The following is a 25,830-nucleotide window of genomic DNA, read 5'->3' as shown; positions in this document are numbered from 1 at the left end:
TACTTCACCGAATTATTGTTTGGTTGTACTTACTCAAAAGTTTTTTACACTTTTTAATTGTTTAGGTTCTATGCACTCTTTTCGAGTGACAACTTAATTAGAATACCACCTTTTTAATGTCTTGTCAAATGTTTTTTAATTTAATACTGATTTTAACAATTTAAAAAGGCACTTCTTACTTAAGTGCCTTCATATAATATCATTATTATTTACGTTTGTCAAATGTTTTTAAAATCTTTTTAAAGTTTTTAAATTATTTGTAAACTACCACTGGGGTTTCGTTCTTTACTTCCAAATATATATTCTTAGCTACATCGTATGGAAGGTTTATACATCCATGGGAACCCCTTGTCTTATAGAGATCTCCTCCAAAGCTAGACTGCCATGGCGCATCGTGTAAACCTACTCCGCCCCAGTTTATTGGCATCCAGAAGGATACTGGTGAGCTATAGTCTTCTCCTGTAAGGTTTCTATCTGTTTCACGAGACCACACTTTAAAAACTCCTGTTGGTGTTTCGTTTCCTCCATAGGGTAGTCCTGTTATAACATCTGATTCGACAATAACTTTTCCTTCTTTATAAAACCAAAGATGTTGCCTTGTTAGGTCTATTTCTATATAGGTGTTTCCTATGTCATTTGTCGCTCTTGTAAGGGAATGCAGTTTGTAATCTATGTCTACGGTTTTGCTATTTCCTTCTTCTATGTCTTTTATTACTTGATCTGTGGTCTTGTCCACGTTCATCTGCCATCCATAGATTCCCCCACCTACTGTAACTTCTCCTCTTCCTGTGGTGTTAAATTTCCTATCTATTCCAAAGGTGTCGGTCTTTTTGGCAAGGTCTGCAACATAGTCCCTAACTCTTTGTCTATTTAATACATATCCATCCTGTGCTTTATCGTAAAATGCTATCAACTCATCGCCTTTTAATTCTACTTTTCTATCGTCAAAGTCAAAGGTTAGTATGGTTGAAAATAGTTTTTCTCTCTTATCTAATTCTTCTTTTAGTTCTGGGCTATCTTTTGTAAGTTTAGGAAGTATATATTCTTCCTCTTCCAATTTTATTTTATCTGCCTTGTCTTTGAAAGCCTGTACTATCTTTTCTTTTGTTTTATCTAGGTTCAGTTCATCTCCTACTTTTTCTGGGATGATTTCATATTTGTTCTCAACTAATTCCACCGATGCATCTTTTGATTTCTCTACATCTTGATTTAGTTTTGACTCTAGGATTGATTGTTCTAACTTCTTATCGTCTAATGTGTAGTTGTAGTCGACTTTATAGTCATGTTTTTTTAGTAGCTCGATGGGCCAAATTAGTGAATTTTGATTTATTTCTACAGGATTTTTTTCTTCTATGTTAAAATTCAAATCTTCAACTGTAAATTTATCTTCTTTATCATTTTTGCCTTCTACTATTAGTTCGTAGTTGTCATAGTTAGGGTTTGTAATGTCTGTTATCTTTTTAAAACTCTTCTTTTCTCCATTAACTGTAGTGGAAGGATAGGAATAGTTATTAAATAATAGCGCTCCTCCTAAGTAGACGGCCACTATGGCAACTATTGGTATAATAACACCTTTTTTCAATATATGCCTCCTTTTACTCCGCTGAAGTGTTAGGTGGATTAACTCCTCCCTCTAGCAAATGGGGATGTTTTTTTGATACCTCTTTTTGCTCTTCCTGAGGGTAAATCTCTTCTGATTTAGCTTTATCTATCAGCTGTATAAATTTTTCTAGTATTGTCTGATTATCTATTTCTACAAATTTAACTGCTCCTGGATTTTCAAATCCCTGAAATTGTTCAACTTTTATAACTTGTTTTTCTCCAAGTTTAGGCAATCTCATTTTTACTGAGTATTCTGCTGAGCTGATTTCTATGGTAAATCTTTCCGGGATATTGTCTGATTCTTCTAGGCTAAGGGAACTTTTTATCATTTGATTAAATTTTTTAACATCTTCCCTTGTACCAAAGTGAAATTGTGTCACATAGTCTGAAATTCCAGACTTATCGTTCTTGTCTATTACTTTTTCTAATATGATATAGAGCTTGTCTTCCATAATTCTCTCCTTAACAGTTCTTTTATTAAGCTGTCTTCATTAGTTCATTTTATTATATTTATATACCCATTTTCAAGTTTTCCTGTCATATATAATGTTGACTTTATGTAATTTGTCTATTCTAATGTAAAGGGTTAAATATAAGCAAATATCAAAAAACTGTTGAGGCTGTAAGATCGTTTATGTCCTCAACAGTTTCTTTTGTAGTAAAAAAATTACCGAGAAGATAAACTTCCCGGCTTAATAATTATACTAATCTTGAGTAGAACTCTACTACCAATGAGTCTGTAATCTCGATTGGAACTTCTTCTCTTTCAGGCATTCTATCAAGTTTAACTTTGAAACCTTCCATCTTTGAAAGGTATGGAAGTGAAAAGCTAAAATTAGCTTCAAAGTTTTCTTTAAACATTTCATTTTTTCTTGACTTTTCTCTTAGTTCAAGTTCATCTCCTACTTGTACTGCATAGGAAGGTCTATTAACCTTCTTACCATTTACTAGTATATGTCCATGAACTACCATTTGTCTTGCCTGTCTAATTGATGATGCAAAACCTGCTCTATAAACTAGATTGTCCAATCTAACTTCCAACATTTTAACTAGAGCATCACCTGTAGATTCTTGAGATGTATATGCTTTTTTGAAGTAATTAAAGAATTGTTTTTCCATTACTCCGTAATAAGCACGAAGTCTTTGTTTTTCTAATAATTGTCTACCATATTCAGTTAATTTCTTATCTTCTCTACCAAGGCCTTTTCCCATTCTCTTTTCAGCCTTAGGATGACCTGAAACGTTTAAACCAAGTCTTCTTGCTTGTTTAAATCTAGGTCCCATCATTTTTGCCATAATTAAATCTCCTTAAAATTATTTTGCCGCGGATAATTTTAAGCCACAGTTATCTTAATATCTTCTAATCTTCTTGTCAAGTTTTGTCTTAAACAAGTTCTAATATACACATTTCTGCACTGTCTCCAAAACGTGGTCCAAGTTTTAGAATCCTTGTATATCCACCGTTTCTATCTTTATATTTTGGAGCTATTTCTTCAAATAGTTTATGTGCAACTTTGTCCTTATATATATATGCCAAAGCTTGTCTTCTTGAATGTAGGTCCCCTTTTTTTCCAAGGGTAATCATCTTTTCTGCTATTCTTCTAGTTTCTTTTGCTCTAGTAACAGTTGTTTCGATTCTACCATTCTCAAGAAGTGATTGAACTTGGTTTCTAAGCATCGCTTGTCTATGATCTGTTCTTCTTCCAAGTTTTCTTAGGTTTGCCATTTTCTCCCCCCTCTTAATCTTCTTCGTCTGAAAATTCTAAGCCCATTTCATGGATTTTTTCTTCCACTTCTTCAAAGGACTTCTTTCCAAAATTCTTTATTTTACACAATTCCTCAACGCCCTTTGATATGATATCCCCTACTGTATCTATGTTGGCTCTCTTTAAACAGTTAAAAGATCTTAAGGAAAGATCAAGCTCTTCAATGCTTGTTGAGAATAATTCCTCTTTTGCAGATTCTTTATTTTCTTCTTCCTCTTCTTCTTCATAAGTGTATTCTGGTAAATCTATGAATAGGGCAAGGAAATCTGTCAATATTTGCGCTCCTTGGGATACAGCTTCTTGTGGTGTCAATGTTCCATCTGTCCAAACATCTAGGATCAGTTTTTCCCTATTGGATACAAGTTCAATTACTTCAAAGTTTACTTTTGTAACTGGAGTAAATGTTGAATCTATAGGGATTACACCTATGGAGTCTTCTTCTGATTTGTTTAAGTCAGAAACTCTATATCCCTTACCACTTTCAATTTGTAGGGTCATGCTAATATCTGCATCTTCATTTAAAGTCGCTATATATTGATCTGGGTTTGCCACTTTTAAGTTGACATCTTGTTCAATATCCTTTGCCGTAAAAATGCAAGGTCCTTTTAATTCAATATCGATGCTAATAGGCTCATATGTTAAACTTTTAATCGCCACTGCTTTGATATTTAAAATTATTTCGGAAACATCTTCTAACACACCTTTTATAGTGGAGAATTCATGTAATACATCTTGGATATGAACTTTTGTTACAGCAGCTCCGGGAAGAGATGAAAGAAGAACCCTTCTCAATCCATTCCCTAAAGTTGTACCAAATCCTCTATCTAAAGGAGCAATAACAAATTTTCCATAGTTCTTTTCTTCATTGATATCTGCTATTTCAATTTTAGCCATTAAATTTTGTGTCATGTTTTGTGCCTCCTATGAAGTCCGTTGAGTTAAGGATTAAATCCTCTATTAACAATATTTTAATGTTAAACTCTTCTTCTCTTAGGTGGTCTACAACCATTATGAGGAACTGGAGTTACGTCTTTTATCAAACTTATTTCCAATCCTGATGCTTGTAATGATCTGATTGCAGCTTCTCTTCCTGAACCAGGTCCTTTTACATATACTTCAACTACTTTAAGTCCGTGTTCCATAGCTTTTTTAGCTGCTTCTTGTGCCGCTTCTTGTGCTGCAAAAGGAGTTGATTTTCTTGATCCACGGAATCCCAATTGACCAGCTGATGCCCAAGAAATCAAGTTTCCTTGAAGGTCTGTCAAACTAACCATAGTATTGTTGAAAGATGATACTATGTGGGCTTGTCCCTTGTCTATATTTTTTCTAACTCTTTTTCTTACACGAGTTTTTGGTCTCTTTTGTGCCAATTAAATCCCCTCCTCTACTTATTCTTTTGTGCTATTTTCTTAGGACCCTTACGAGTTCTAGAGTTGTTCTTAGTGTTTTGTCCTCTTACAGGAAGACCTCTTTTATGTCTAATTCCTCTATAGCAGTTAATTTCTTTTAATCTCTTGATGTTCATAGCAACCGTTCTACGAAGGTCACCTTCTATTTCGTATTTATCAAGTTCGTTTCTTATTGCTACCATTTCACTTTCTGTTAAGTCCTTTACTTTTGTTCCAGGATTAACGCCGGCAGCATTAAGAATTTCCAATGAACGAGCTCTACCTACGCCATAAATAGCTGTAAGCCCGATTTCTACTCTTTTTTCTCTGGGTAAATCTACCCCGGCAATTCTTGACACTGTTTATAGTCCCTCCTTAACCTTGTCTTTGTTTATGTTTAGGATTGTCGCAAATAACCATTATACGACCTTTACGTTTAATGATTTTGCACTTTTCACAAATCTTTTTTACTGATGATCTTACCTTCATGCTAACCTCCTACTACTTGTTACGCCAAGTTATTCTTCCCTTGGTTAAATCATAAGGTGACAGTTCTACTACCACTTTGTCTCCGGGAAGAATTCTAATGTAATTCATCCTTAGTTTTCCGGAGATATGAGCTGTTATTTCATGTCCGTTTTCAAGTTGAACTTTAAATATGGTGTTTGGCAAAGCCTCAACCACTTTTCCTTCAACTTCGATTATATCCTTTTTAGGCATCCGTTAATGAACCTCCTTGTCGTTCACAAACTCTTTAAGCAATTTTCTAATATGACAATCATTTGATACTTCTGATAGTTCAAAAATCGTCTTGGTCTTTTGTAAGTGCTTAATTTTCTTCTTCTTAGGGTTTTCCAATTTTCTTCTTTTCCCGTCTACGACCATAACATAGTCTTTGTCCAAGAGTCTTAATACCAGTTGGAATTTACCTTTATCTCGTCCTGTTAGGGATCTAACCACTTGACCTTCAACTAACTCTTTGTATTGGTCCATCTTTTCTCCCAGGAATATTACATTTGGTTGAGTTGTGTAAGATGATTTTTTACTCGGGAAAATACTTCATCTGCTGTAAGCGTTCCGTCAACATTAAAAATCAGGCCTTGGTTGTTGTAGTATTCGATTAGAGGCTCAGTTTGTCTTTGATATACTTCAATTCTATTCTTTACAGTTTCCTCTTTATCGTCATCTCTTTGAACAACTTTACTGCCACATTTGTCACAAACACCTTCTACCTTTGTAGGCTTGTTGTCTACGTGATATGTCGCTCCACAGTTAAGACAAACTCGTCTACCTGCAAGCCTTTTAATAAGTGTGTTTGCATCTACATCTATATTTATTACACAGTCAAGCTTAATGCCTCTTTTTTCAAGACCTTCTGTAAGTGCATTAGCTTGCTCAATGGTTCTAGGGAATCCATCTAGCATAAAACCTTCTTTACAATCCTCTTGATCAAGTCTGTCCCAAACCAAGTCAATTGTAAGTTCATCAGGCACAAGTTTACCTTGTTCTAAATAGCCCTTTACCTTTTTACCAAGTTCTGTTTCTTCTTTAATATTCTTCCTGAAAATGTCCCCGGTTGAAACATGCACAACTCCAAACTCATTTACAATCTTCTCAGCTTGGGTCCCCTTACCTGCTCCCGGAGGTCCTAATAGTACCAATCGCATCTGCATCTCCTATTTATTTAAAAAACCTTTATAATGTCTCATTGTCAACATTGATTCAATTTGTTTAATCGTCTCTAGTATAACCCCAACAACGATTATTAGTGAAGTTCCTGCAAATATCATCCTTAAATTTAAAGCGTAGTTAACGATAAATGGCGCTGTAGAGATTATAGCTAGTATAATCGCACCGATTAATGTTATCTTGCCAGAAATATTTTGTAGGTACTCACCTGTTGGCCTTCCAGGTCTGATTCCTGGAATAAAACCACCATATTGTTGTAAGTTCTTAGCATATTCTACTGTGTTAAATTGAATAGCACTATAGAAATAAGCAAAGATAATAATTAAAATCAAATTGATTAAGCAATAAATTATCAATCCACTAATGGTTTGCATGCTAAAGATGTACTCCATCCACTTTGGTGCCTTTGCTCCAAATAGTGAAAGAATAGTATTAGGTAGTTGTAAAATAGATGAAGCAAAAATTACTGGCATAACTCCTGACATATTAACCTTCACAGGAATATGAGTTGATTGTCCACCATACATCTTTCTACCTACAACTCTTTTAGCATATTGTACAGGTATTCTTCTTTCTCCTTGATTTATTTCAATTACTATAGCTAGTATTGCAATTGAGATTAATGCAAACAGAACAAAAGCCCACCATGCAACCATTCCACCTTTACCTTGAGCTATCATAGTTTGAATCGCTCTAGGCGCTCCGGAAATAATACCGAAGAAAATGATTATAGAAATTCCGTTTCCTATACCTTTAGATGTTATCATTTCTCCAAGCCAAACTAAAAACATAGTTCCGGCAACTAGAGTCAATAACATGATTATCTTTGATAGGGTATTACCTTTTGCTATTTGAACAGCATCACTAAAAAGAACATTTACCATTGCATAGGCTTGAACAAATCCAAGAACTACACCCATGATCTTTGTATACTGTCCAATTTTCTTTTTACCCTCTTCTCCGTCCTTTGCAATATCTTCCAATCTTGGAATTGCAATAGTAAGAAGCTGGATAATAATGGAAGCTGTAATATAAGGATAGATACTTAGTGCAAATATACTCATATTGGACAAACTTCCACCTGAGAATGCATTAAGCATTGAAAGGAGTCCTGCGTCCTGTCCGGACATATGAGCCTGAACAACTTTAGCATCCATAAACGGAACCGGGATTACATTTCCCAGTCTGTAAACCACAAGCATTAAGAAAGTAAAGATTAATCTGTCTCTAACTTCCTTTACCTTCCAAGCATTCTTCAGTGTTTGAAGCATTTTTATACCTCCTCAGCCTTTCCTCCAGCTTGAGTTATCTTTTCCATCGCAGACTTAGTAAATTTTGTTGCTTGAACAGTCAGCTTCTTAGTTAACTCACCTGATCCAAGAATTTTTACTCCGTCTTTTGCTTTTGATTTTTTAATAATACCTTCTTCTAACATAAGCTCAGGAGTTACTACAGTACCATCTTCAAATCTATTTAATTGTTCCACATTGATTTCGGCATATACCTTTGAAAATATATTCGTAAAACCTCTCTTAGGAAGTCTTCTGAATAAAGGCATTTGACCCCCTTCAAATCCCGGTCTAACTCCACCGCCGGATCTTGAATTTTGTCCATCACGTCCACGACCAGCATTGTGACCAAGACCTGAACCATAACCTCTACCTACTCTTTTTCTGGCCTTAACCGCACCGCCTTTAGCAGGTCTTAAGTTGTGTAATTTCATGATAAAGTACACCTCCCCTTATTCTACTTCTTCAACATCTATCATATACCCTATTTTATTGACAATACCTCTGATTGCAGGATTGTCCTCTCTAACAACAGTAGAACCTATTTTCTTAAGTCCAAGGGTATTAATAGCTCTTTTATGTTTTTCAACTCTTCCAATAGTGCTTCTCTTTAGAGTTATTTTTAGCTTACTCATATAAAGCCTCCTTACCCGATGATTTCATCTACGGACTTTCCTCTTAATCTAGCAACATCACTTGCTTTTTTAAGATTTCTAAGTCCTTCCATAGTTGCGTTAACAACATTTCTAGGGTTTGAAGTTCCAAGGGATTTTGAACGTATATCCTTAATTCCAGCCAATTCGCAAACGTCACGAACAGGACCTCCTGCGATAACTCCAGTTCCTTCTGGCGCTGGTTTTAAGAATACTCTTCCTGCTCCGAACACTCCAACTATTTCATGAGGGATTGTAGTTCCAACAAGTGGCACTTCGATCATATGCTTTTTAGCATCTTGAACTCCCTTTCTAATAGCTTCAGGAACTTCTTGAGCTTTACCTGAACCGATTCCAACCTTACCATTTTTGTCACCAACTACAACAATGGCACTGAATCTAAAGTTTCTACCACCCTTAACAACTTTTGCAACACGGTTGATAGCAACAACTCTTTCTTCTAATTCTAAACCTTCTACATTTTTAGTTAAAAGTTCCAATATTGTACCTCCGTCTCCTAGAATTTCAGTCCGGCTTCTCTAGCGGATTCTGCTAATTCTTTAATCTTACCATGGTATAGATATCCAGATCTGTCAAAGACAACTTCTTCTATACCTAGTTTAACAGCTTTTTCTCCGATAGCTTTACCAACTACTTTAGCAGCCTCTTTATTTGAAGAGTTTTCCAAACCGGATTTAATATCCTTGTCAAGAGTTGACGCTGATACTAAAGTTTTCCCCTCTACATCATCTATGATTTGAGCATAGATATTAGTATTGCTCTTATATACGTTTAATCTTGGTTTTTCAGGAGTGCCGGAAAGATTTTTTCTTATTCTCTTATGTCTTGCTTTTCTATTGCCTTGCTTATTTACATGCTTTAACATTGATTACTCCTTCCTTTACTTACCAGTTTTACCAACTTTACGTCTAACATATTCATCAGAGTATCTAACACCTTTGCCCTTATATGGTTCAGGTTTTCTATGATCTCTAAGATTAGCCGTAAAGCTTCCAACTAATTGTTTATCTATTCCTGAAACCACAATAGTGTGGGCATCAGGTACTTCAACTGTAATTCCCTCAGGGTCTTCAATCTCAACAGGATGAGAAAAACCTAAGTTCAATACAAGTTTCTTGCCACTCTTACTAGCTCTATAACCAGTACCTTCAATTACCAAAGTCTTTTTAAAGCCTTCAGTTACACCTTCAATCATATTAGCTAACAAGGTTCTTGTTAGTCCATGAATAGATTTGTGGTGCTTGCTATCAGAAGGACGAGATATAGATATAGTGTTATCTTCTATATTTATAGTCATATCCCTGTCTAATCTTTGGTTAAGTTCACCCTTAGGGCCCTTAACGTGAACTAGATTTCCACCGTCAACTTTAACATCAACGCCGTTTGGGATTTCTATTGGTTTTAATCCAATTCTTGACATGTTTACCTCCTAAATAATACTATCTATTACCAAACGTAACAGATAACCTCTCCACCTACACCCTCTTGTCTTGCAACCTTGTCGGTTACAACGCCTTTTGATGTAGAGATTACCGCTATTCCAAGACCTCCAAGTACTCTTGGTAGCTCTTGAGCCTTTACATATACTCTAAGACCAGGTTTAGATATTCTCTTAATCCCGGAGATTACCCTTTCGTCATTAGGACCGTACTTAAGGTCTAGAGTTATAATACCTTGTTTATCATCTTCTGTAACATTGAAACCATTGATAAAACCTTCATCTAACAAAATTTGAGCAACATCTCTTTTTATCTTTGAAGAAGGTATTTCCACTGATTTATGTTTAGCATTATTTGCATTTTTTATTCTCGATAGCATATCTGCTATAGGATCTGTCATCATAAAAGCTTCCTCCTCTCTATTTTACCAGCTTGCTTTTCTTACGCCAGGGATTTCGCCTCTATAAGCCAATTCTCTAAAGCATATACGACAAATTCCATACTTTCTTAAGTAAGCATGAGGTCTACCGCAAATCTTACATCTATTATAAGCCCTAGTACTGAACTTAGCAGGCTTTTGTTGTTTTGCAATCATTGATTTTTTTGCCACTATATTCCTCCTTAGATTACTTCCTAAATGGCATACCCATTAACTCTAACAACTTCTTAGACTCTTCGTCTGTGTTAGCTGTAGTTACAACTACGATATCCATTCCTCTAATTTCGTCTACCATATCGTATTCTATCTCAGGAAATATAAGTTGTTCTTTGATTCCAAGAGAGTAATTACCTCTACCATCAAAAGATGTAGCAGAAACTCCTCTAAAGTCCCTAACTCTTGGAAGTGAAATACTTACAAGCTTGTCAAGGAAATCATACATCTTGGAACCTCTAAGAGTTACCTTAACTCCAACACTCATTCCTTCTCTTAACTTAAAGTTTGCAATTGACTTTTTAGCCTTTGTGATTACAGGCTTTTGTCCAGTAATGATCTGTATATCTTTAACTGCAGATTCAACAGCCTTTGGATTTTCCTTAGAAGAACCTAGTCCTACATTGATAACAATCTTATCAATCTTAGGAACTTCCATTACATTTCTATATCCAAACTGTTCTGTCATTGCAGGAATAACTTCATTTCTATATTTTTCAACTAATCTGGAAGTCACTAAATTACCCCCTTACTATTTAATAGGTTTGTTGTCGGCTTTAGAAAATCTAGTCTTCTTGCCAGACTCAACCTTATATCCTATTCTAACGCCCTTGCCAGCCTTAGAATCATAATACATAACATTTGATGCATCAATAGCGCCTTCGCTCTTAACAATACCACCAGGGTTTTGAGGTCCCCTTGGTTTTTCATGCTTAGTAACGACATTTACGCCTTCCACGATCACCTTGTTAGTCTTTGGAAAAGTCTTTAAAACTTTACCTTTTTTACCTTTATCTGCACCGGCAATTACAATTACCGTATCATCTTTTTTAATTTTCATGTGATACACCTCCAACTATATAACTTCAGGTGCCAAAGAAATTATCTTCATGAAGTTTCCGGATCTTAACTCTCTAGTTACAGTACCGAAAATTCTAGTACCAACCGGATTCTTATCATCTTTTACAATTACCGCTGCGTTGTCATCAAATCTAATATGACTTCCGTCATTTCTGCTTACACCTGTCTTAGTTCTAACGATAACAGCCTTTACAACGTCACCCTTCTTAACAACTCCTCCGGGTGTTGCAGTTTTAACGGTACAAACTACTATATCCCCAATGTTGGCGTACTTTTTCTTAGTACCCCCTAAAACTCTTATAACTAGTAGTTCTCTCGCACCAGAGTTGTCTGCGACTCTTAAACGACTTTCTTGTTGAATCATTTAGTTTCTCCTTTCTAGTAATAAGATTATTTTGCTCTTTCGAGGATTTCTACAAGTCTCCATCTCTTTTGTCTAGAGATAGGCTTAGTTTCCATTATCTTTACTTTGTCTCCAATATTACATTCGTTGTTTTCGTCATGGGCTTTAAACTTTGCAGTATTTTTCATCTGTTTTTTATAAAGCGGATGGGAAACAAAAGTATTTACAGCTACAACGATAGTTTTATCCATTTTATCCGATACAACAGTACCGATTATTGTCTTTCTTTGATTTCTTTCCATCAGATTAAGCCTCCTTACCTATATTAAGCTCTCGCTCTCTTACGATTGTCTTAATGCGGGCTATATCTCTTTTAACTCCACCTATTCTCATAGGGTTATCCAACTGTCCGGTTGCCAATTGAAAACGCAAGTTGAATAGTTCAACCTTTAAGTCCTTTAAAGAACTTTGTAATTGAGCGTCGGACATTTGACGTATTTCTTTAGTTTTCATCAGCTTCACCGTCCTTTTCGATATTTTCACGAGCTACAAATTTTGTTTTAATTGGAAGCTTGTGTGCAGCAAGTCTCATCGCTTCTCTTGCAATGGACTCAGTAACACCTGACATCTCAAATAAAACTCTACCCGGTTTTACTACAGCTACCCAGTATTCTGGATTACCCTTACCAGAACCCATACGTACTTCTGCAGGTTTTTCAGTTACCGGTTTATCAGGAAATACTTTTATCCAAATATTTCCGCCTCTTTTAATATATCTAGTCATCGCACGTCTTGCGGCTTCTATTTGATTTGCAGTCATCCAGCAAGGTTCTAGCGCTTGAAGGCCATAATCACCGTAAGCCAATTGGTTTCCCTTATGAGCCTTACCGGTCATTCTACCTCTGTGAACCTTACGATGCTTAACTCTTTTAGGCATTAACATAGATTCTTTCCTCCTATGAACTATTTGTTTTCTGATTGACCTCTGTTATTTCTCTTTGGGTTATTTCTTCTGTTTCTCTTATTTCTTCTTCTGTTATCTTTGATTTCAGGAAGTTTAGCTTCCTTCATACCAGGAAGAACCTCGCCCTTATATATCCAAACTTTAACACCAATCTTACCATAAGTAGTGTCCGCTTCAGCAAAGCCATAGCTTATGTCAGCTCTTAGAGTTTGAAGAGGAATAGTTCCTTCGCTATAACCTTCAGTTCTAGCCATATCAGCACCGCCAACACGTCCAGATACAGAAGTCTTAACACCCTTAGCACCAGCTCTCATACTTCTTTGAATAGCTTGTTTCATAGCTCTTCTAAAAGAAATTCTTCTTTCAAGAGAAGCAGCTATATTTTCAGCAACTAGCTGTGCATCTAAATCAGGTCTTTTAACTTCTTCAACATTTATAATAACTTGCTTATCAGTCAATTTTTCTAATTTATTTCTTAATACTTCAACCCCAGCACCTTGTCTACCAATAACCATTCCGGGTTTTGCAGTATTGATTGTAACTTTAATCTTATTAGAAGCTCTTTCGATTTGAATATCGGATACACCAGATAAGAAAACTTCTTTTTTAACCAATTCACGAATACTTTTATCTTCAACTAGTAAATCAGCAAAGTCTTTCTTATCAGCAAACCACTTAGAACTCCAGTCTTTAATTACTCCAACTCTTAAACCATGTGGATTAACTTTTTGACCCATATTCGCTTACCCTCCTTATTCTCTTTCCTTAACTACAACGCCAATATGGCTTGATCTTTTTAAAATCGGATAAGCCGAACCCTTAGCCTTAGGTCTCCATCTCTTCATAACAGGAGCCTGATTAGCATAAGCATGGGCTACGATAAGCTCATCCCTATCCAAGTTGAAATTGTGCTCAGCATTGGCAATAGCAGACTTTAATACTTTTTCCAAAAGTCTAGCTCCCTTTTTAGGAGTAAATTTCAAAATCGCTAGGGCCTCATCAACATTCTTACCTCTAATTTCCTTACAAATAAAGTTAACCTTAAGAGGTGATATTCTTTCATATTTAGCAATAGCCTTTACTTCCATATCCAGTCCTCCTATCTAACCTTACTAGCCTTTTCACTTTTTCCAACATGGCCTCTATAAGTTCTAGTAGTAACAAATTCTCCAAGCTTATGTCCAACCATGTCTTCAGTTATATAAATCGGTAAATGCTTTCTACCATCATGTACCGCAATTGTGTGTCCAACGAATTGTGGAAAAATTGTAGATCTACGAGACCAAGTCTTAACTACTTGTTTCTTGTCATCAGCATTTAAGGCTTCAACCTTCTTTAGCAGATGAGCATCACAAAATGGTCCCTTTTTAACGGATCTTCCCATTAAAACCCCTCCTTATTACTTATTTCTTCTTCTTACAATGTATGCATTAGACTTCTTGGATCTCTTTCTAGTCTTAAGTCCAACAGCAGGTTTACCCCAAGGTGTAGATGGTGCTGGACGACCGATTGGAGTTCTACCTTCCCCACCACCATGAGGGTGATCTACCGGGTTCATCGCAGAACCTCTTACATGAGGTCTCTTACCAAGATGTCTATTTCTACCAGCTTTACCAAGAGTAATAAGCTCATGAGAAATATTTCCAACCTGTCCAATAGTTGCACGACATTCAAGATGTATAAGTCTAAACTCTCCAGAAGGTAATCTTAATTGAGCAAATTCCCCTTCCTTAGCCATCAATTGGGCTTCAGCACCAGCAGTTCTTGCAAGTTGACCACCCTTACCAGGCTTCAACTCAATATTATGAACTGTAGTACCAACAGGAATATTTCTTAGCTTTAAAGCATTACCTATCATAATATCCGCATCTTCACCAGATTCAATAGTATATCCTACCTTCAATCCGTGAGGAGCAAGAATATATCTCTTTTCACCATCAGCATAATTTAAAAGTGCAATATTTGCAGTTCTATTAGGATCGTATTCAATAGAAGCTACCTTTGCAGGTATTCCATCCTTGTCCCTTTTAAAGTCAATTATTCTATATTTTCTCTTAGCACCGCCGCCTCTGTGACGAACAGTAATCCTACCATATGAATTTCTACCACCTGATTTTCCTAAGTTTACTAAAAGTGACTTTTCAGGTTGTTTATTCTTTGTGATTTCTTCAAAGCTTAGTACGGACATTCCACGTACGCCGGCAGAGGTTGGTTTGTATTTTCTTATAGCCATTTATTTACCTCCTAATTATAATCCTTCAAAGAATTCAATTTCTTTTGAATCCGGTTTTAAAGTTACAATAGCCTTTTTCCAAGTAGGAGTCTTACCTTGATTTTGTCCCATTCTCTTTAACTTTCCAGGAACAGTCATGGTATTTACCTTAGCTACCTTAACCCCTTCTCCGAAAACAACTTCAATTGCTTTTTTTATCTCTGATTTATTTGCATTTCTAGCAACCTTGAAAGTGTAGACCCCTTGGTCCATTCTATCCATGGATGCCTCTGTGATAATAGGTTTAATAATAATATCGTAAGGTGACATCATTATGCAAACACCTCCTCAATCTTCTTAACTGAATCTTGTGTCAGAATAAGAGAGTCGTGTTTTAAAACATCATATACATTGATCTTTTCAGCAGTTGCAACACTAACCCCTTCAATGTTTCTAAAAGAACGAGCGATATGTGCATCATCAGCATCAATTACAATTAAAGCCTTTCTAGAAGCCTTTATATCGTTTAAAACACTCTTAGCAGTCTTAGTGCTGAAACCATCAAGTTTCAATGCATCTAATACGATTAATTCTTCATCATTTAATTTTGAAGTTAAAACAGACTTTAACGCAAGTCTTCTTACCTTCTTAGGCACTTTGTAGCTGTAGTCCCTTGGTTTTGGAGCAAATACAATTCCTCCACCCTTCCATTGAGGACTTCTGATACTACCTTGACGAGCACGTCCAGTACCTTTTTGTCTCCAAGGTTTCTTTCCTCCGCCTCTAACCTCAGCTCTTGTCTTTGCGGATTGAGTGCCTTGTCTTTTGTTTGCAAGTTGATTTTTAACAACTTCGTAAACAACATGTTCATTTACTTCTACGCCAAATATATCTTCTCTAAGATCTATATTTCCAACAGATTCACCTTGTTGGTTTAACATTTTAATGCTAGGCATATTCCATCCCCCTTCCTAAACTAATTAGCCTTTACAGACTCTCTCAATGTTACAAGTCCACCTTTAGGTCCGGGAACAGCTCCCTTAACTAAAATTAGATTCTTATCTGCGTCAACTCTAACAACTTGTAGGTTTTGAACAGTAACACGTTCATTACCCATCTTACCGCTACCTTTTCTTCCTTTGAATACACGTCCAGGATATGCAGAAGCAGATCTTGCACCCGCAACTCTATGGGATTTTGAACCGTGACTTTCAGGACCTCTACCGTAGTTGTATCTAACGATAGCACCTTGAGTTCCCTTACCCTTAGAAGTACCAAAAACGTCTATCTTGTCATTTTCCTTAAAAATGTCCACCTTGATTTCAGAACCTAGTTCATAGGCAGTAGCATCTTCAACACGAAATTCTCTTAAATATTTCTTGTATCCAGCATTTGCCTTGTCAAGATGACCCTTCATTGGTTGGTTTACCTTATGTTCCTTCATATCAACATAACCAACTTGAATAGCATTATATCCGTCAGTGTCAACCGACTTAACTTGAGTAACTATCATAGGGCCTGCCTCTATAACAGTTACAGGAATCAACTGTCCATTTTCACCGAAAATTTGAGTCATTCCAATTTTCTTTCCCAATATACTCTTCATGAGCACACCTCCTAATTACTTACAGCGGATTGTCCACTTACAATCATACTAAGATTAAAGCTTAATCTCGATATCAACACCAGCAGGAAGATTTAATTTCTTCAAAGCTTCAAGAGTGTTTTTGTTTGGATCAACGATATCGATTAGTCTTTTATGTGTTCTTTGTTCAAACTGCTCTCTACTGTCCTTGTACTTGTGAACAGCCCTAAGAATTGTAACAACCTCTTTTTCAGTAGGAAGAGGAATAGGTCCAGAAACTTGCGCTCCAGTCCTCTTAGTTGCATCCACAATCTTGTGAGCAGATTGATCGATTAACTCATGATCATAAGCTCTTAGTCTAATTCTTATCTTTTGTTTTGCCATTATAGGCACCTCCTTGAAATTTTGGAAGCGTCTGATTACTTTCGGCATCCACCCATCCGGGTGTATCGTGTCTTAATTTTTTAAAAGACCTTTCGGTCTAAGTAATCCTTTCGCCCAAATCCAGTTTGGACTTACTCCACGGAAATTCCCTGAAAACCTCAGCAACCTCCCGTTTCAACGCTTTTCCTTTTTTGACACTCATACATTATACACAAAGGTTAGATTAATTGCAAGTTTTTTTGAAAATTTTACAAATATTACAAGAATTTAATTTCCTTCCTTATTATATAGGAAATAACACTTAGGTACAATTGAAAAAGGGCCTGATACCAACTACAATTTGATACTGGCCCTTAAAATATTTATTTACTCTTCAATTTTTTCATTTGTTCTTCGGTCTTTATAGCCCTCTTTCTTCTTAAAGACAAATTTATCGAGGAAAATACTAAATCCTCCCATCAAAACACAGGCTATAACCACAGTAGCCCAAATCATATTGAATACAAAATCAGCATATCCGCCATGCAAGGTCAGCAAAAGAGCTACAGTCAAGTAAGAAAACAAGGATACATTTATAGCAGTCTTTGGCAGACGTGTAAATATTGCATTAATAGCAAAAAACACTATTGGAACATGAAACATCGCTATCCAAATTCCCAGAGTTTGAAAGTTTGCATAGGCTTCCCCTAAAAACAGACCATTATAAACTCCTGCCTGTCCAGATCTCTCTCCTATAAAGTTTACCGACTGCATAACAACAGTTGAAGACCTAACGACCTCACTGAATCCAAATAGAGGACCACTTATAATCTTTGGCAAAGAAGCACCTGCAAGTGGTAACATTCTATAGGTAAAGACTTCTAAGTGTAACAAAAACCCCATTGGCGTTGTGATAAAAAGTCTTGATAGTATTGGGTTATCCAAGGATAATAATTTGTTAAGTTCAACCTTAGAAACAAAATAGTACATAAGATTTAAAGTTAAAAAACCCACCAATCCAAATGCGACTAAGTATTTTACTTTAACCTTGTCACCATATATTATTGAAAGAATAATAAAGTTTAACCAATACATTACTAAAGTTGCCTTTTGAAGGTTGTAAAAAACCATCAAGTTTGAAAATACAAACAAAATTATAAAGAGTACTAACCAACGTTTTTCCTTGGTGTTTCTCAAATGAACATATGCAACATAGGATAGAAAAGGGGTCATAGTTAAACCCAGGATGTTTTTTATATATCCAGAAATACCTGTAAATTCTCCAGCGATTACATTTCTTAAAACCGCCAACTGATCCTTACTGTCCCCTCTTATCACCGCAAGATAGGGATTGTGTTCAAGACCTAATTTCCCAAAAACAAATATTACCGCTGCCACACAAAGAATCGTAGCACATACCATGGTGATGAACTGTGCTCTTTCCGAACTTTTTCTAACAATTTCCTTCTTCCTATAAGCTTGATATTCCTCAGGTCTATATTTGAATATGCGGTTAAATAAAATTATTATCCCTGGGAATACAATCATCATACAGGAAAGTATAAAAAAAGCATCCTGCACTATCTGCCAGTGCCTCATATATCGCATCATGGAATGTCCTGTGAGCTTTAAATTCAATATCGTCGTTCCAAGATAAGAAAGAAAATACAAAAAGTAAAAGGTTAGAGAAATCGGCCCTAACTTAGATAAAGACAGAGTCTTCGAAGCTTTTTTATATAGTAAAACAGATATCACTGTGGTTGTAACAAAGAAAAATAAAATGTAAGTGTTTTGTAAATTAAATGCCATATAGCCCTCCTTCTTTTTTATTATAGCATAGAAAAGGTCATTGTACCCTGGTATTGAAACTAGCCGATTTTTTTGCAATAATACTTATTAGGAGGTATCTATGAAAAATTTAAAACTTGGTTTACTTTCCTTGGTTTTTTTAATATTACTGACTTCTTGTAAACAGTCTCCAATTAATAACCCTAAGAAAGAAGCTTATGAAATAGAACGGGAAAAATTAATCAATAGACTTTCCTTTCAAAAAGAGTTAAAAGATAAGGTAAAGTTTGGAATTGTGGTTCCCCCAGAAAATTTAAATCCTTTTTATGCAAAGGATGAGTCTTCAAAGATTATTACAGGTATATTGTATCAACAACTCTTTACCATTAGAGAGTCCCATAATTCAGAAGAATACAACTACCTACTGGCTGATAGTCTTTCTATATCGGAAGATGGCAAAAACTATGTCTTAAAGTTAAAGGATAATATCTTTTGGCATGATGGTAGCAGGATTACCGTTGACGATGTAATATTTTCAATCGATTATACTTACAACAACAACGACACCACCTATCTTGATTCCTTTTATGTAGATGGCGAGGAAATAGATTTTAAAAAAATTTCAGATGATACTGTAGAACTAAACTTATCTAAACCATCTTACACTTTAAAATACGCCTTAGAAAAACTAAAGGTGGTTCCACAAAAAACCTTTGAAAAAAGCCCTAAGAAATTCACTTTTAAAGATAAGAATTTCTTAATAGGTTCAGGACCCTATGTATATAAAGACAAGATTAAAGATGAGTACTTTAAAGTAGACGAGTACAACTTTGAAGCCTTTAAAGAATACTTTGACGGAAAGAGCAATATTGAAAAGTTGTCTATAAGAGTGGTGGCTCACTACTCAAGTCCACGCTATGATATGTTGGATTACAATATTCAAGGAGGATATATCCTAGGGAGTGACAGCTCCGCCTTTGTTAACGACTTTTACAATATTGAAACCATTGAATCTGGACAGGTAGCTTCACTTCTATTTAAAATGAACAACAAGACAGTTTCCAGTCCAAAGATGAGAAAGGCTATTAGCAATTTAATAAACGTGAATTCAATAGCTTCAAATTTCGGAGACAACACCAATGTTTCTCGTGCAAATTCCGTATTTGGCCACGATAATATGTACAAATCAGAAAACAACTTGATAAATGATATGTCCATAGAAAATGCCGTTGAGTATATAAAATCCGTTCAGAGAAAAGACGACAACTTTTCAATAAGACTTGGATTTGTTCTAGACCCAGGCGAAATTCAAGAAAAGTTTGCAGTATATCTACAGGAGAATTTGATTGCAAAGGGAATAAACTTAGAACTAGTTCCCCTATATGAAGAGGAGTATGTAGAAGAGCTTAAAGATCCGAACTCAGATTTATTTGATATCTGTCTTTTCATCTATGACTCAGATAAAGATCCAGACTATTTCAAAAACTTCTTTAAAACAGATGGAATCTTTAACTACTCAGGTTATAAAAATAAAGATTTGGATTTCCTTTGGGAAAAAGCTAGAGAGTCTTCCAATTTAGAGACTAGGGTTAAACTATATGGAGAGATACAAGATACTATATTACGAGATAAACCTATCTATCCTCTTTTATATTTAAACAGAGTGCTAGCAACCGACGATAGACTAACCAATGTCGAAGAGGCCATGCCTAGTAGCTATTCATTTTTCACCAATTTAAATCGCCTGAAAATCAATGAATTTAAAGCAAGTGATAAGGCTTTAAAGAAATATGACATTAAAGAGTCCGACTTAAAAGACGAACCTAGGTATGATAATGTAAATATCTACAATGAAAATGCTCAACCTAAGAAGATAACTAAGCCAGAAGGCGCAAAAGAACTAAAATAAACCTTAAAACCCTGGTCGTAATAAGATTCCAGGGTTTTAAGATTTGTATTTTATTCTATAAAAATAAATTTTAACTTAAAAGGAGCAAATCTCAACATCCCCCTTTTTACAACCGTACTAATATGTTATAATTAAAGACACGAGGAGGTACATACTATGAAAAAACATATAATTACAATTTCAGGCAATTCTTTAAAGAAATCTGCTTGTAAGGGTGGATGTGGAGAATGTCAAACATCCTGCCAATCTGCTTGCAAGACTTCTTGCACCGTAGGTAACCAAGAGTGCGAAAACGAAAATAGATAATTTTTAAGGGGGTTGATTAAGTTCAGCCCCTTTTTTGTGAATAGAACCCGTTAAGGACTAAACTATAGTAAAGCGCCTACAACTAACAAAACATTTTGAGTTTCTCAACTTGCCAATTGTAGGATTTTTGTAGAATATGTACTTAATTTTTCAAAAAAGATAAGGAGTAAAAATGATTCATAAATATAAAATGCATGGAAGAAATATCGTACTGGATGTAAACGGAGGTGCAGTTCACCTATTCGATGATATATCCTATGATATTTTAGACTATTATAAAGAAAATACAAAAGAAGAAATTATAGAAATCCTAAGTCAGTATGATGCAAAGGACGTTTCTGATTGCTATGATGAAATAGAGAACATGGAAAGACAAGGTCTGTTGTTTTCCTCAGATGACTACATAGACTTTGACGCCATCAAAAACAAAGAGCCAGTTCTTAAAGCACTTTGCCTACACGTTGTCCACGACTGTAACTTAAAATGCAAGTACTGTTTTGCATCCCAGGGAGACTTCGGCGGTCACAAGGCCTATATGACAGAGGAAGTTGGTAAGAAAGCATTGAAATACCTAGTTGATAATTCCGGATCTAGAAAAGCCTTAGAAGTTGACTTTTTTGGTGGAGAGCCACTGATGGACTTTCCCCTAGTAAAAAAACTCGTTTCCTACGGAAATGAAATCGCTAAGGAAAAGGGTAAGTATTTTAGATTTACCATAACCACCAACGGCGTTTTGTTAAACGATGAAATTATCGACTATATAAATGAAAATATGCACAATGTAGTTTTAAGTCTTGACGGCCGTAAAGAGATTAATGACGAGATGAGACCAACTCTAAACGACAAAGGGTCCTATGATTTAATCGTTCCAAAGTACCAAAAGCTTATCTCGAAAAGAGGAAAGAAGTCCTATTATGTTAGAGGTACATTTACCAAGAACAACCTGGACTTTTCAAAGGATTTAAAGCTTTTCAAAGATCTAGGTTTCAACCTATCCTCCATAGAACCAGTGGTGGACCCGGACAACAACCCCTATGCAATTACAGAAGAAGACCTACCAGCTATATTAAAGGAATATGAAGACTATGCAAAAACCTATGCAAAGCTTCAAACAGATGGCGAAAACTTTAAGTTCTTTCACTTTATGATAGACCTTAGTCAGGGCCCATGTATTATAAAGAGAGTGTCTGGATGTGGCGCAGGTTGTGAATACCTTGCAATTACACCAGAAGGTGACATCTACCCTTGTCATCAATTTGTAGGACAAGAGGACTTTAAAATGGGTAATATTTTAGATGAGAACTTGACCCTTCCCAAAAGTTTACAGGAGACTTTCGGTTCGGCCCACGTTTTCGAAAAGGAAGACTGTAAAGAATGTTGGAACAAGTTCTACTGTTCTGGAGGTTGTCATGCCAACGCCTACAACTTCAATAAAGATATTAAAAAGCCCTATGAGTTAGGCTGTGAAATGCAAAAAAAGAGAACAGAATGCGCTATTTATGTAGAAGTAGAAAAAATGTTAAAGGGGAATGCTAATGACTAAACTTAATACACCTATTCTTACAGGGCTAATGGAGCTAAAGGAAATAGACAAAATTAGGTTTCATATGCCTGGACATAAGGGCAAGGCCTATGAACTTTACAAGCCAATAATGGAAAATATGCTAAAGATAGATTTTACCGAAGTTAACGGTGCAGACAATCTATATAACACCAATGGAATTATAGAAGAATCTTTAAAACTCTTGGCAGAAGAAAGAGGTTCCAAAAAATCCTTCTTCTTGACAAATGGTACAACCGTTGGAATTTTAGCAGGGATTATGGGCTTGACAACCCCCGGAGAAAAGGTGCTAATGGCAAGAAATTGTCACAAATCGGTTTATAATGCCATAGAACTTAATAAGTTGACTCCAGTAATATTGGATCACGAAAAGACAGAAACAGGCCTTGAAATACCAATAAAACAAGAAAGGTTTGTGGAAAAACTCAAAGGGGACAAGGAGATTAAAATGGTTATTCTCTCTAGACCAAATTACTTTGGGCTATCAGAAAATATCGATGTTCTAGCTGAATATTGTAAGGAAAATAAGGTCTATCTATTTGTTGATGAAGCCCATGGCTCCCATTTAAAATACCATTACTCTTTAACAAAAGATGCAATGACATTAGGCGCAAGTCTTTCAGTAAACTCCTTTCATAAGACCCTTCCTTCCTTGACCCAAACATCGATAATAAACTTTAACCACCATATGGATGACAAGGAGATAGCAAGTGTACTATCTATGATGGAAAAGTTACAGACTTCCTCACCATCCTATATCCTGATGATGGCACTGGAACTTAGTAGAGCCTATATGGAAGTTTGCGGAAGAGATAAAATGAAAGAACTAAAGGGATATATAGAAGATTTTTACAAGTCCATAAAAGACATATACTTTATATCCTATCCTAGTTTTAGAGAAGGTCTTGAGCAGGATTTTTCTAGGGTTATACTAGAAACAAAGTTTCCTTCCATCTATCTAAGAAAGCATCTGGAAGAAAAAGGGATATTTATAGAGATGATTACTAAAAATATTATGGTATTAATCACCAGTCCTATGGATGAAAGAGAGGACTTCTTAGCTTTAGCAGAAGCTATTAAATCCTTTAATATGAAGGACTATGAAGTAGCAGATAGCGACTTTGAATCCGGAGAAATTTCCGACGAAAACACCGTGTCCTTAAGGCATTCTGCAGGAAGGACTTTAAAAGAAAATATCATAATCTATCCCCCAGGAAATATCTACCTTAAAAAAGGCGACATCATCAAAGAAGATGACATTTCCTACTTACTGGGACTAATTGAAAATGGAGTAAAGGTCTATACAGACTTTAATAAAGATTTGAATAATCTATATGTGGAATCTTTAGATTGATCAACACCTCTTCCCCAACCCCATCCTATTGACAAGGGAATTATATTGCTGTATTATTAAATTAACACAGTATGGAGGTGTAATAGTGAATTTCAACGACTATCAACCCATCTATCTACAGATAATGGATTATTTTAAGTACAAGATAATACGAGGTGAACTTCAATCAAATGAAAAAGTTCCCTCAGTAAGAGATGTATCCTCTCATTTAAAAGTAAACCCTAATACTGTTCAAAGGAGCTTTCAAGAGTTAAACAAGGAAGGTATAATCTACTCTCAAAGAGGACTTGGAAACTTTGTAACCACTGATGATAAAGTATTAAAAAACCTAAAGGTCACTAAGGGCAAGGAGATTATTTCCAATTTTTACAAGGAAATAAATAGTCTAGGTCTATCTGAAGAAGAATGCTTTCAACTATTAAGAGAGGAGTGGAAAAGACATGAGCAACCTAATTGAAATTAGAGATCTAAGCAAAAAATACGGAAAAAATTACGCTTTAAAAAATATAAATCTTTCCTTGGAACAAGGAAAAGTAATAGGACTTCTTGGTCCCAACGGGTCAGGAAAGACCACATTGATAAAAATAATAACCGGTTTAATAAGGACCTACACAGGAGAAATCTTGCTTGACGACTTTAAACCTGGAAAGATTACAAAGTCCTTTGTGTCCTATCTTCCAGACAAGGACATATTATATTATTTTAACAAAATTTCCGACTGTATAGCCTACTATAATGACTTCTACAGCGACTTTGATGTAGAAAAAGTACATCGTCTATTAAAAAACCTAGGACTAGATCCAAGCATGAAGATTATTTCACTTTCCAAAGGAATGTCAGAAAAATTACATCTTGCTATGGTTCTAGCGAGAAAAGCCAGAATCTATGTCCTTGACGAGCCAATTGCAGGAGTTGACCCTGTGGCAAGAGACGAAATTTTAAACACCATTATAGACAATATTGCACCTAATAGCACCATGATAATTTCAACCCATTTAGTAAAGGACATTGAAAATATCTTTGAAGATGTTATCTTTATTAAAGACGGAGAAATATCTCTATTCGATACAACAGAGAACATAAGAACCAATCATGGCGCTTCTATAGAAGAAATGTATAAAAAAGTCTTTGGAGGATTACAATGGGAAAATTATTAAAATACGAATTTAAAAAGACAGCCATTTATTTCCTTTACCTTATCCTAGGAGGCCTAGTTGCATCATTCCTATTTTTAGTAGGAGTAAAGACCTTGTCAGGAGATGACTTAAGTCCAGGAGTAGGTAAAATTGACAATCCAGGTCTAGTATTTCCAATTACAATACTTTTGACAACAATAATCATAGTGGGAATAGTAATTGCATTTATATTCTATGTTGTTACAAATTTTAAGAGGGACCTGTACAGAGAATGTTCTCTACTTAAATTTACATTGCCAATAGATGGAAAGGACTTTTTAAACTCTAAGCTAATAAATATAACACTTTGGACCATCATAACCGATGCGAGTATTCTTGTAGGAGCCTTTTTCTTTTCAAAATTGCTCCTTCCAAATATAAATAAGGCATTTATTGAAGGCTTTAAAGCAGGTTTAGATATCGCCGATGTCAACATCAGCCATATCATTATCCTGGGAATACTGTTAATTCTACAGTCCATCTTTTCATTGATGATGCTTTATTTTTCAATCACCTTTGCAAAATCGGTATTTAAGAATTCCAAGTCGGGAATACTTTGGTTTTTGGTCTACTTGGTAATGTCCTCAATTCTAGCAATAGGAAATTACTTTATCAATATATTTGCACCCTATAGACTGGAGTTCTATAGTAGAATTCAGGTGGTGAATAGGTCTGTAGAGGCATTGGCAGAATCGCCATTACAGGTAACCCTACTTTCCTTTAATATAGCAAACGCCATCCTATATTTAGTAGTCGGTTTGATATTTTACTTTACTACCATCTACATGTTAAACCACAAAGCAGACTTTTAGCCCAGAATCAAAAACCGTTGAGGTATAAGAACCATAGCACCTCAACGGTTTTTTTAGTGCAAAAATAAGAGATGGCCTAAACCACCGTTTCTTCTCAA

41 protein-coding genes are annotated in these 25,830 nt (G+C 35.6%); 7 read left to right on the top strand and 34 right to left on the bottom strand.

All coding sequences use genetic code 11. The features are described from left to right. Positions 1–253: 253 nt before the first annotated feature. The 34 genes from Q1K37_RS03845 to Q1K37_RS03680 form a co-directional block, all read right to left on the bottom strand. A complete protein-coding gene (locus Q1K37_RS03845) occupies positions 254–1,582 on the bottom strand; it encodes a L,D-transpeptidase family protein (RefSeq protein WP_300409531.1) in 1,329 nt (442 codons plus the stop codon). A 13-nt stretch (positions 1,583–1,595) separates the two neighbouring features. Further along, positions 1,596–2,054, bottom strand: coding sequence for a hypothetical protein (locus Q1K37_RS03840; RefSeq protein ID WP_300409529.1), 459 nt, complete (start codon positions 2,052–2,054; stop codon positions 1,596–1,598). Positions 2,055–2,301: 247 nt separating this feature from the next. Then, positions 2,302–2,898: a 30S ribosomal protein S4 gene (rpsD, locus tag Q1K37_RS03835; RefSeq protein ID WP_300409527.1), complete on the bottom strand. Its 597-nt coding sequence runs from the start codon at positions 2,896–2,898 to the stop codon at positions 2,302–2,304. Between the two features lie 88 nt (positions 2,899–2,986). Beyond that, positions 2,987–3,328 (bottom strand): 50S ribosomal protein L17, encoded by a 342-nt coding sequence (rplQ, locus tag Q1K37_RS03830; protein ID WP_300409525.1) that lies wholly within the window; start codon positions 3,326–3,328, stop codon positions 2,987–2,989. A gap of 13 nt (positions 3,329–3,341) precedes the next feature. Next, the gene (locus Q1K37_RS03825) at positions 3,342–4,277 is read right to left on the bottom strand and encodes a DNA-directed RNA polymerase subunit alpha (RefSeq protein WP_300409523.1); all 936 of its coding nucleotides are present in this window, start codon (positions 4,275–4,277) and stop codon (positions 3,342–3,344) included. A 65-nt stretch (positions 4,278–4,342) separates the two neighbouring features. Beyond that, the gene (rpsK, locus tag Q1K37_RS03820) at positions 4,343–4,738 is read right to left on the bottom strand and encodes a 30S ribosomal protein S11 (protein ID WP_300409521.1); all 396 of its coding nucleotides are present in this window, start codon (positions 4,736–4,738) and stop codon (positions 4,343–4,345) included. A gap of 14 nt (positions 4,739–4,752) precedes the next feature. Beyond that, entirely contained in the window at positions 4,753–5,115 is a 363-nt protein-coding gene (gene rpsM, locus Q1K37_RS03815) for a 30S ribosomal protein S13 (RefSeq protein ID WP_300409519.1), read from the bottom strand. 16 nt (positions 5,116–5,131) lie between these two features. Next, on the bottom strand, positions 5,132–5,245 hold the full coding sequence (gene rpmJ, locus Q1K37_RS03810) for a 50S ribosomal protein L36 (protein WP_300409517.1): 114 nt from the start codon (positions 5,243–5,245) through the stop codon (positions 5,132–5,134). 12 nt (positions 5,246–5,257) lie between these two features. Next, positions 5,258–5,476 (bottom strand): translation initiation factor IF-1, encoded by a 219-nt coding sequence (infA, locus tag Q1K37_RS03805; RefSeq protein WP_300409515.1) that lies wholly within the window; start codon positions 5,474–5,476, stop codon positions 5,258–5,260. A 3-nt stretch (positions 5,477–5,479) separates the two neighbouring features. After that, on the bottom strand, positions 5,480–5,749 hold the full coding sequence (locus Q1K37_RS03800; RefSeq protein ID WP_300409513.1) for a KOW domain-containing RNA-binding protein: 270 nt from the start codon (positions 5,747–5,749) through the stop codon (positions 5,480–5,482). 17 nt (positions 5,750–5,766) lie between these two features. Beyond that, complete coding sequence (locus tag Q1K37_RS03795; RefSeq protein WP_300409512.1) at positions 5,767–6,423, bottom strand: adenylate kinase; 657 nt, start codon at positions 6,421–6,423, stop codon at positions 5,767–5,769. A gap of 9 nt (positions 6,424–6,432) precedes the next feature. Next, a complete protein-coding gene (gene secY, locus Q1K37_RS03790) occupies positions 6,433–7,716 on the bottom strand; it encodes a preprotein translocase subunit SecY (RefSeq protein WP_300409510.1) in 1,284 nt (427 codons plus the stop codon). A gap of 2 nt (positions 7,717–7,718) precedes the next feature. Then, positions 7,719–8,168 carry a 50S ribosomal protein L15 gene (gene rplO, locus Q1K37_RS03785; protein WP_300409508.1) on the bottom strand — a complete coding sequence of 150 codons (450 nt, stop codon included), beginning with the start codon at positions 8,166–8,168 and terminating at the stop codon, positions 7,719–7,721. 18 nt (positions 8,169–8,186) lie between these two features. Beyond that, positions 8,187–8,369, bottom strand: coding sequence for a 50S ribosomal protein L30 (rpmD, locus tag Q1K37_RS03780; RefSeq protein ID WP_300409507.1), 183 nt, complete (start codon positions 8,367–8,369; stop codon positions 8,187–8,189). Positions 8,370–8,380: 11 nt separating this feature from the next. After that, positions 8,381–8,887, bottom strand: a complete 507-nt coding sequence (gene rpsE, locus Q1K37_RS03775; RefSeq protein WP_300409505.1) for a 30S ribosomal protein S5 — start codon at positions 8,885–8,887, stop codon at positions 8,381–8,383. 17 nt (positions 8,888–8,904) lie between these two features. Continuing rightward, complete coding sequence (gene rplR / locus Q1K37_RS03770; protein WP_300409504.1) at positions 8,905–9,273, bottom strand: 50S ribosomal protein L18; 369 nt, start codon at positions 9,271–9,273, stop codon at positions 8,905–8,907. Between the two features lie 15 nt (positions 9,274–9,288). Next, positions 9,289–9,828 (bottom strand): 50S ribosomal protein L6, encoded by a 540-nt coding sequence (gene rplF, locus Q1K37_RS03765; RefSeq protein ID WP_300409502.1) that lies wholly within the window; start codon positions 9,826–9,828, stop codon positions 9,289–9,291. 26 nt (positions 9,829–9,854) lie between these two features. Continuing rightward, on the bottom strand, positions 9,855–10,250 hold the full coding sequence (gene rpsH, locus Q1K37_RS03760; RefSeq protein WP_300409500.1) for a 30S ribosomal protein S8: 396 nt from the start codon (positions 10,248–10,250) through the stop codon (positions 9,855–9,857). A gap of 21 nt (positions 10,251–10,271) precedes the next feature. Further along, entirely contained in the window at positions 10,272–10,457 is a 186-nt protein-coding gene (locus tag Q1K37_RS03755; protein WP_300409498.1) for a type Z 30S ribosomal protein S14, read from the bottom strand. A 16-nt stretch (positions 10,458–10,473) separates the two neighbouring features. Further along, positions 10,474–11,016 (bottom strand): 50S ribosomal protein L5, encoded by a 543-nt coding sequence (gene rplE, locus Q1K37_RS03750; RefSeq protein WP_300409496.1) that lies wholly within the window; start codon positions 11,014–11,016, stop codon positions 10,474–10,476. 15 nt (positions 11,017–11,031) lie between these two features. Then, positions 11,032–11,340 (bottom strand): 50S ribosomal protein L24, encoded by a 309-nt coding sequence (gene rplX / locus Q1K37_RS03745; protein ID WP_300409494.1) that lies wholly within the window; start codon positions 11,338–11,340, stop codon positions 11,032–11,034. 15 nt (positions 11,341–11,355) lie between these two features. Next, positions 11,356–11,724, bottom strand: coding sequence for a 50S ribosomal protein L14 (rplN, locus tag Q1K37_RS03740; RefSeq protein WP_300409493.1), 369 nt, complete (start codon positions 11,722–11,724; stop codon positions 11,356–11,358). Between the two features lie 26 nt (positions 11,725–11,750). Then, positions 11,751–12,005 carry a 30S ribosomal protein S17 gene (gene rpsQ / locus Q1K37_RS03735; protein WP_300409491.1) on the bottom strand — a complete coding sequence of 85 codons (255 nt, stop codon included), beginning with the start codon at positions 12,003–12,005 and terminating at the stop codon, positions 11,751–11,753. 4 nt (positions 12,006–12,009) lie between these two features. Further along, positions 12,010–12,216, bottom strand: a complete 207-nt coding sequence (rpmC, locus tag Q1K37_RS03730; protein ID WP_300409489.1) for a 50S ribosomal protein L29 — start codon at positions 12,214–12,216, stop codon at positions 12,010–12,012. Beyond that, on the bottom strand, positions 12,206–12,646 hold the full coding sequence (gene rplP / locus Q1K37_RS03725) for a 50S ribosomal protein L16 (RefSeq protein ID WP_300409487.1): 441 nt from the start codon (positions 12,644–12,646) through the stop codon (positions 12,206–12,208). The genes rpmC and rplP overlap by 11 nt, the downstream gene beginning before the upstream one ends. A gap of 20 nt (positions 12,647–12,666) precedes the next feature. Further along, positions 12,667–13,404 (bottom strand): 30S ribosomal protein S3, encoded by a 738-nt coding sequence (rpsC, locus tag Q1K37_RS03720; protein WP_300409485.1) that lies wholly within the window; start codon positions 13,402–13,404, stop codon positions 12,667–12,669. Positions 13,405–13,419: 15 nt separating this feature from the next. Next, positions 13,420–13,755 carry a 50S ribosomal protein L22 gene (rplV, locus tag Q1K37_RS03715; protein WP_300409483.1) on the bottom strand — a complete coding sequence of 112 codons (336 nt, stop codon included), beginning with the start codon at positions 13,753–13,755 and terminating at the stop codon, positions 13,420–13,422. Positions 13,756–13,766: 11 nt separating this feature from the next. Next, complete coding sequence (gene rpsS, locus Q1K37_RS03710) at positions 13,767–14,051, bottom strand: 30S ribosomal protein S19 (RefSeq protein ID WP_300409481.1); 285 nt, start codon at positions 14,049–14,051, stop codon at positions 13,767–13,769. Positions 14,052–14,066: 15 nt separating this feature from the next. Next, a complete protein-coding gene (rplB, locus tag Q1K37_RS03705) occupies positions 14,067–14,900 on the bottom strand; it encodes a 50S ribosomal protein L2 (RefSeq protein WP_300409479.1) in 834 nt (277 codons plus the stop codon). Positions 14,901–14,915: 15 nt separating this feature from the next. Continuing rightward, a complete protein-coding gene (gene rplW / locus Q1K37_RS03700) occupies positions 14,916–15,212 on the bottom strand; it encodes a 50S ribosomal protein L23 (RefSeq protein ID WP_300409477.1) in 297 nt (98 codons plus the stop codon). Further along, positions 15,212–15,835 carry a 50S ribosomal protein L4 gene (gene rplD / locus Q1K37_RS03695; protein WP_300409475.1) on the bottom strand — a complete coding sequence of 208 codons (624 nt, stop codon included), beginning with the start codon at positions 15,833–15,835 and terminating at the stop codon, positions 15,212–15,214. The genes rplW and rplD overlap by 1 nt, the downstream gene beginning before the upstream one ends. A gap of 20 nt (positions 15,836–15,855) precedes the next feature. After that, complete coding sequence (gene rplC, locus Q1K37_RS03690) at positions 15,856–16,485, bottom strand: 50S ribosomal protein L3 (RefSeq protein ID WP_300409473.1); 630 nt, start codon at positions 16,483–16,485, stop codon at positions 15,856–15,858. A 54-nt stretch (positions 16,486–16,539) separates the two neighbouring features. After that, positions 16,540–16,848: a 30S ribosomal protein S10 gene (gene rpsJ, locus Q1K37_RS03685; protein WP_300409471.1), complete on the bottom strand. Its 309-nt coding sequence runs from the start codon at positions 16,846–16,848 to the stop codon at positions 16,540–16,542. 366 nt (positions 16,849–17,214) lie between these two features. Then, the gene (locus Q1K37_RS03680) at positions 17,215–18,636 is read right to left on the bottom strand and encodes a hypothetical protein (RefSeq protein WP_300409469.1); all 1,422 of its coding nucleotides are present in this window, start codon (positions 18,634–18,636) and stop codon (positions 17,215–17,217) included. A 100-nt stretch (positions 18,637–18,736) separates the two neighbouring features. Between Q1K37_RS03680 and Q1K37_RS03675 the strand changes: the two genes are divergently transcribed. The 7 genes from Q1K37_RS03675 (at position 18,737) to Q1K37_RS03645 (ending at position 25,732) form a co-directional block, all read left to right on the top strand. Beyond that, on the top strand, positions 18,737–20,524 hold the full coding sequence (locus Q1K37_RS03675; protein ID WP_300409467.1) for an ABC transporter substrate-binding protein: 1,788 nt from the start codon (positions 18,737–18,739) through the stop codon (positions 20,522–20,524). 156 nt (positions 20,525–20,680) lie between these two features. Further along, positions 20,681–20,830: a six-cysteine ranthipeptide SCIFF gene (gene scfA, locus Q1K37_RS03670; RefSeq protein ID WP_300409465.1), complete on the top strand. Its 150-nt coding sequence runs from the start codon at positions 20,681–20,683 to the stop codon at positions 20,828–20,830. Positions 20,831–21,002: 172 nt separating this feature from the next. Beyond that, complete coding sequence (gene scfB, locus Q1K37_RS03665; RefSeq protein WP_300409464.1) at positions 21,003–22,373, top strand: thioether cross-link-forming SCIFF peptide maturase; 1,371 nt, start codon at positions 21,003–21,005, stop codon at positions 22,371–22,373. Then, on the top strand, positions 22,366–23,745 hold the full coding sequence (locus Q1K37_RS03660; RefSeq protein WP_300409463.1) for an aminotransferase class I/II-fold pyridoxal phosphate-dependent enzyme: 1,380 nt from the start codon (positions 22,366–22,368) through the stop codon (positions 23,743–23,745). Before scfB ends, Q1K37_RS03660 begins: the two co-directional genes overlap by 8 nt. An 85-nt stretch (positions 23,746–23,830) precedes the next feature. After that, positions 23,831–24,202 carry a GntR family transcriptional regulator gene (locus Q1K37_RS03655; protein ID WP_300409462.1) on the top strand — a complete coding sequence of 124 codons (372 nt, stop codon included), beginning with the start codon at positions 23,831–23,833 and terminating at the stop codon, positions 24,200–24,202. After that, a complete protein-coding gene (locus Q1K37_RS03650) occupies positions 24,186–24,902 on the top strand; it encodes an ABC transporter ATP-binding protein (RefSeq protein ID WP_300409460.1) in 717 nt (238 codons plus the stop codon). The genes Q1K37_RS03655 and Q1K37_RS03650 overlap by 17 nt, the downstream gene beginning before the upstream one ends. Further along, positions 24,887–25,732, top strand: a complete 846-nt coding sequence (locus tag Q1K37_RS03645) for a hypothetical protein (RefSeq protein WP_300409458.1) — start codon at positions 24,887–24,889, stop codon at positions 25,730–25,732. Before Q1K37_RS03650 ends, Q1K37_RS03645 begins: the two co-directional genes overlap by 16 nt. The last annotated feature ends 98 nt before the right edge of the window (positions 25,733–25,830 follow it).

This window comes from Lagierella sp., assembly GCF_029983815.1.
Taxonomy (GTDB): domain Bacteria; phylum Bacillota; class Clostridia; order Tissierellales; family Peptoniphilaceae; genus Mediannikoviicoccus.
This window is presented reverse-complemented; position numbering and strand designations above follow the sequence as displayed.

What these genes read in the sequence shown, in the direction of transcription:
- Q1K37_RS03840 (WP_300409529.1), bottom strand. Translation starts at nt 2,054, where the DNA reads ATGGAAGACAAGCTCTATATCATATTAGAAAAAGTAATAGACAAGAAC.
- rpsD (WP_300409527.1), bottom strand. Translation starts at nt 2,898, where the DNA reads ATGGCAAAAATGATGGGACCTAGATTTAAACAAGCAAGAAGACTTGGT.
- rplQ (WP_300409525.1), bottom strand. Translation starts at nt 3,328, where the DNA reads ATGGCAAACCTAAGAAAACTTGGAAGAAGAACAGATCATAGACAAGCG.
- Q1K37_RS03825 (WP_300409523.1), bottom strand. Translation starts at nt 4,277, where the DNA reads ATGACACAAAATTTAATGGCTAAAATTGAAATAGCAGATATCAATGAA.
- rpmJ (WP_300409517.1), bottom strand. Translation starts at nt 5,245, where the DNA reads ATGAAGGTAAGATCATCAGTAAAAAAGATTTGTGAAAAGTGCAAAATC.
- infA (WP_300409515.1), bottom strand. Translation starts at nt 5,476, where the DNA reads ATGCCTAAAAAGGATATAATCGAAGTTGAAGGAAAAGTGGTTGAGGCT.
- Q1K37_RS03800 (WP_300409513.1), bottom strand. Translation starts at nt 5,749, where the DNA reads ATGGACCAATACAAAGAGTTAGTTGAAGGTCAAGTGGTTAGATCCCTA.
- Q1K37_RS03795 (WP_300409512.1), bottom strand. Translation starts at nt 6,423, where the DNA reads ATGCGATTGGTACTATTAGGACCTCCGGGAGCAGGTAAGGGGACCCAA.
- secY (WP_300409510.1), bottom strand. Translation starts at nt 7,716, where the DNA reads ATGCTTCAAACACTGAAGAATGCTTGGAAGGTAAAGGAAGTTAGAGAC.
- rplO (WP_300409508.1), bottom strand. Translation starts at nt 8,168, where the DNA reads ATGAAATTACACAACTTAAGACCTGCTAAAGGCGGTGCGGTTAAGGCC.
- rpmD (WP_300409507.1), bottom strand. Translation starts at nt 8,369, where the DNA reads ATGAGTAAGCTAAAAATAACTCTAAAGAGAAGCACTATTGGAAGAGTT.
- rplR (WP_300409504.1), bottom strand. Translation starts at nt 9,273, where the DNA reads ATGTTAAAGCATGTAAATAAGCAAGGCAATAGAAAAGCAAGACATAAG.
- rplF (WP_300409502.1), bottom strand. Translation starts at nt 9,828, where the DNA reads ATGTCAAGAATTGGATTAAAACCAATAGAAATCCCAAACGGCGTTGAT.
- rpsH (WP_300409500.1), bottom strand. Translation starts at nt 10,250, where the DNA reads ATGATGACAGATCCTATAGCAGATATGCTATCGAGAATAAAAAATGCA.
- rplX (WP_300409494.1), bottom strand. Translation starts at nt 11,340, where the DNA reads ATGAAAATTAAAAAAGATGATACGGTAATTGTAATTGCCGGTGCAGAT.
- rplN (WP_300409493.1), bottom strand. Translation starts at nt 11,724, where the DNA reads ATGATTCAACAAGAAAGTCGTTTAAGAGTCGCAGACAACTCTGGTGCG.
- rpsQ (WP_300409491.1), bottom strand. Translation starts at nt 12,005, where the DNA reads ATGGAAAGAAATCAAAGAAAGACAATAATCGGTACTGTTGTATCGGAT.
- rpmC (WP_300409489.1), bottom strand. Translation starts at nt 12,216, where the DNA reads ATGAAAACTAAAGAAATACGTCAAATGTCCGACGCTCAATTACAAAGT.
- rplP (WP_300409487.1), bottom strand. Translation starts at nt 12,646, where the DNA reads ATGTTAATGCCTAAAAGAGTTAAGCATCGTAAGGTTCACAGAGGTAGA.
- rpsC (WP_300409485.1), bottom strand. Translation starts at nt 13,404, where the DNA reads ATGGGTCAAAAAGTTAATCCACATGGTTTAAGAGTTGGAGTAATTAAA.
- rplV (WP_300409483.1), bottom strand. Translation starts at nt 13,755, where the DNA reads ATGGAAGTAAAGGCTATTGCTAAATATGAAAGAATATCACCTCTTAAG.
- rpsS (WP_300409481.1), bottom strand. Translation starts at nt 14,051, where the DNA reads ATGGGAAGATCCGTTAAAAAGGGACCATTTTGTGATGCTCATCTGCTA.
- rplB (WP_300409479.1), bottom strand. Translation starts at nt 14,900, where the DNA reads ATGGCTATAAGAAAATACAAACCAACCTCTGCCGGCGTACGTGGAATG.
- rplW (WP_300409477.1), bottom strand. Translation starts at nt 15,212, where the DNA reads ATGATGTCACCTTACGATATTATTATTAAACCTATTATCACAGAGGCA.
- rplD (WP_300409475.1), bottom strand. Translation starts at nt 15,835, where the DNA reads ATGCCTAGCATTAAAATGTTAAACCAACAAGGTGAATCTGTTGGAAAT.
- rplC (WP_300409473.1), bottom strand. Translation starts at nt 16,485, where the DNA reads ATGAAGAGTATATTGGGAAAGAAAATTGGAATGACTCAAATTTTCGGT.
- rpsJ (WP_300409471.1), bottom strand. Translation starts at nt 16,848, where the DNA reads ATGGCAAAACAAAAGATAAGAATTAGACTAAGAGCTTATGATCATGAG.
- Q1K37_RS03680 (WP_300409469.1), bottom strand. Translation starts at nt 18,636, where the DNA reads ATGGCATTTAATTTACAAAACACTTACATTTTATTTTTCTTTGTTACA.
- Q1K37_RS03675 (WP_300409467.1), top strand. Translation starts at nt 18,737, where the DNA reads ATGAAAAATTTAAAACTTGGTTTACTTTCCTTGGTTTTTTTAATATTA.
- scfA (WP_300409465.1), top strand. Translation starts at nt 20,681, where the DNA reads ATGAAAAAACATATAATTACAATTTCAGGCAATTCTTTAAAGAAATCT.
- scfB (WP_300409464.1), top strand. Translation starts at nt 21,003, where the DNA reads ATGATTCATAAATATAAAATGCATGGAAGAAATATCGTACTGGATGTA.
- Q1K37_RS03660 (WP_300409463.1), top strand. Translation starts at nt 22,366, where the DNA reads ATGACTAAACTTAATACACCTATTCTTACAGGGCTAATGGAGCTAAAG.
- Q1K37_RS03650 (WP_300409460.1), top strand. Translation starts at nt 24,186, where the DNA reads ATGAGCAACCTAATTGAAATTAGAGATCTAAGCAAAAAATACGGAAAA.
- Q1K37_RS03645 (WP_300409458.1), top strand. Translation starts at nt 24,887, where the DNA reads ATGGGAAAATTATTAAAATACGAATTTAAAAAGACAGCCATTTATTTC.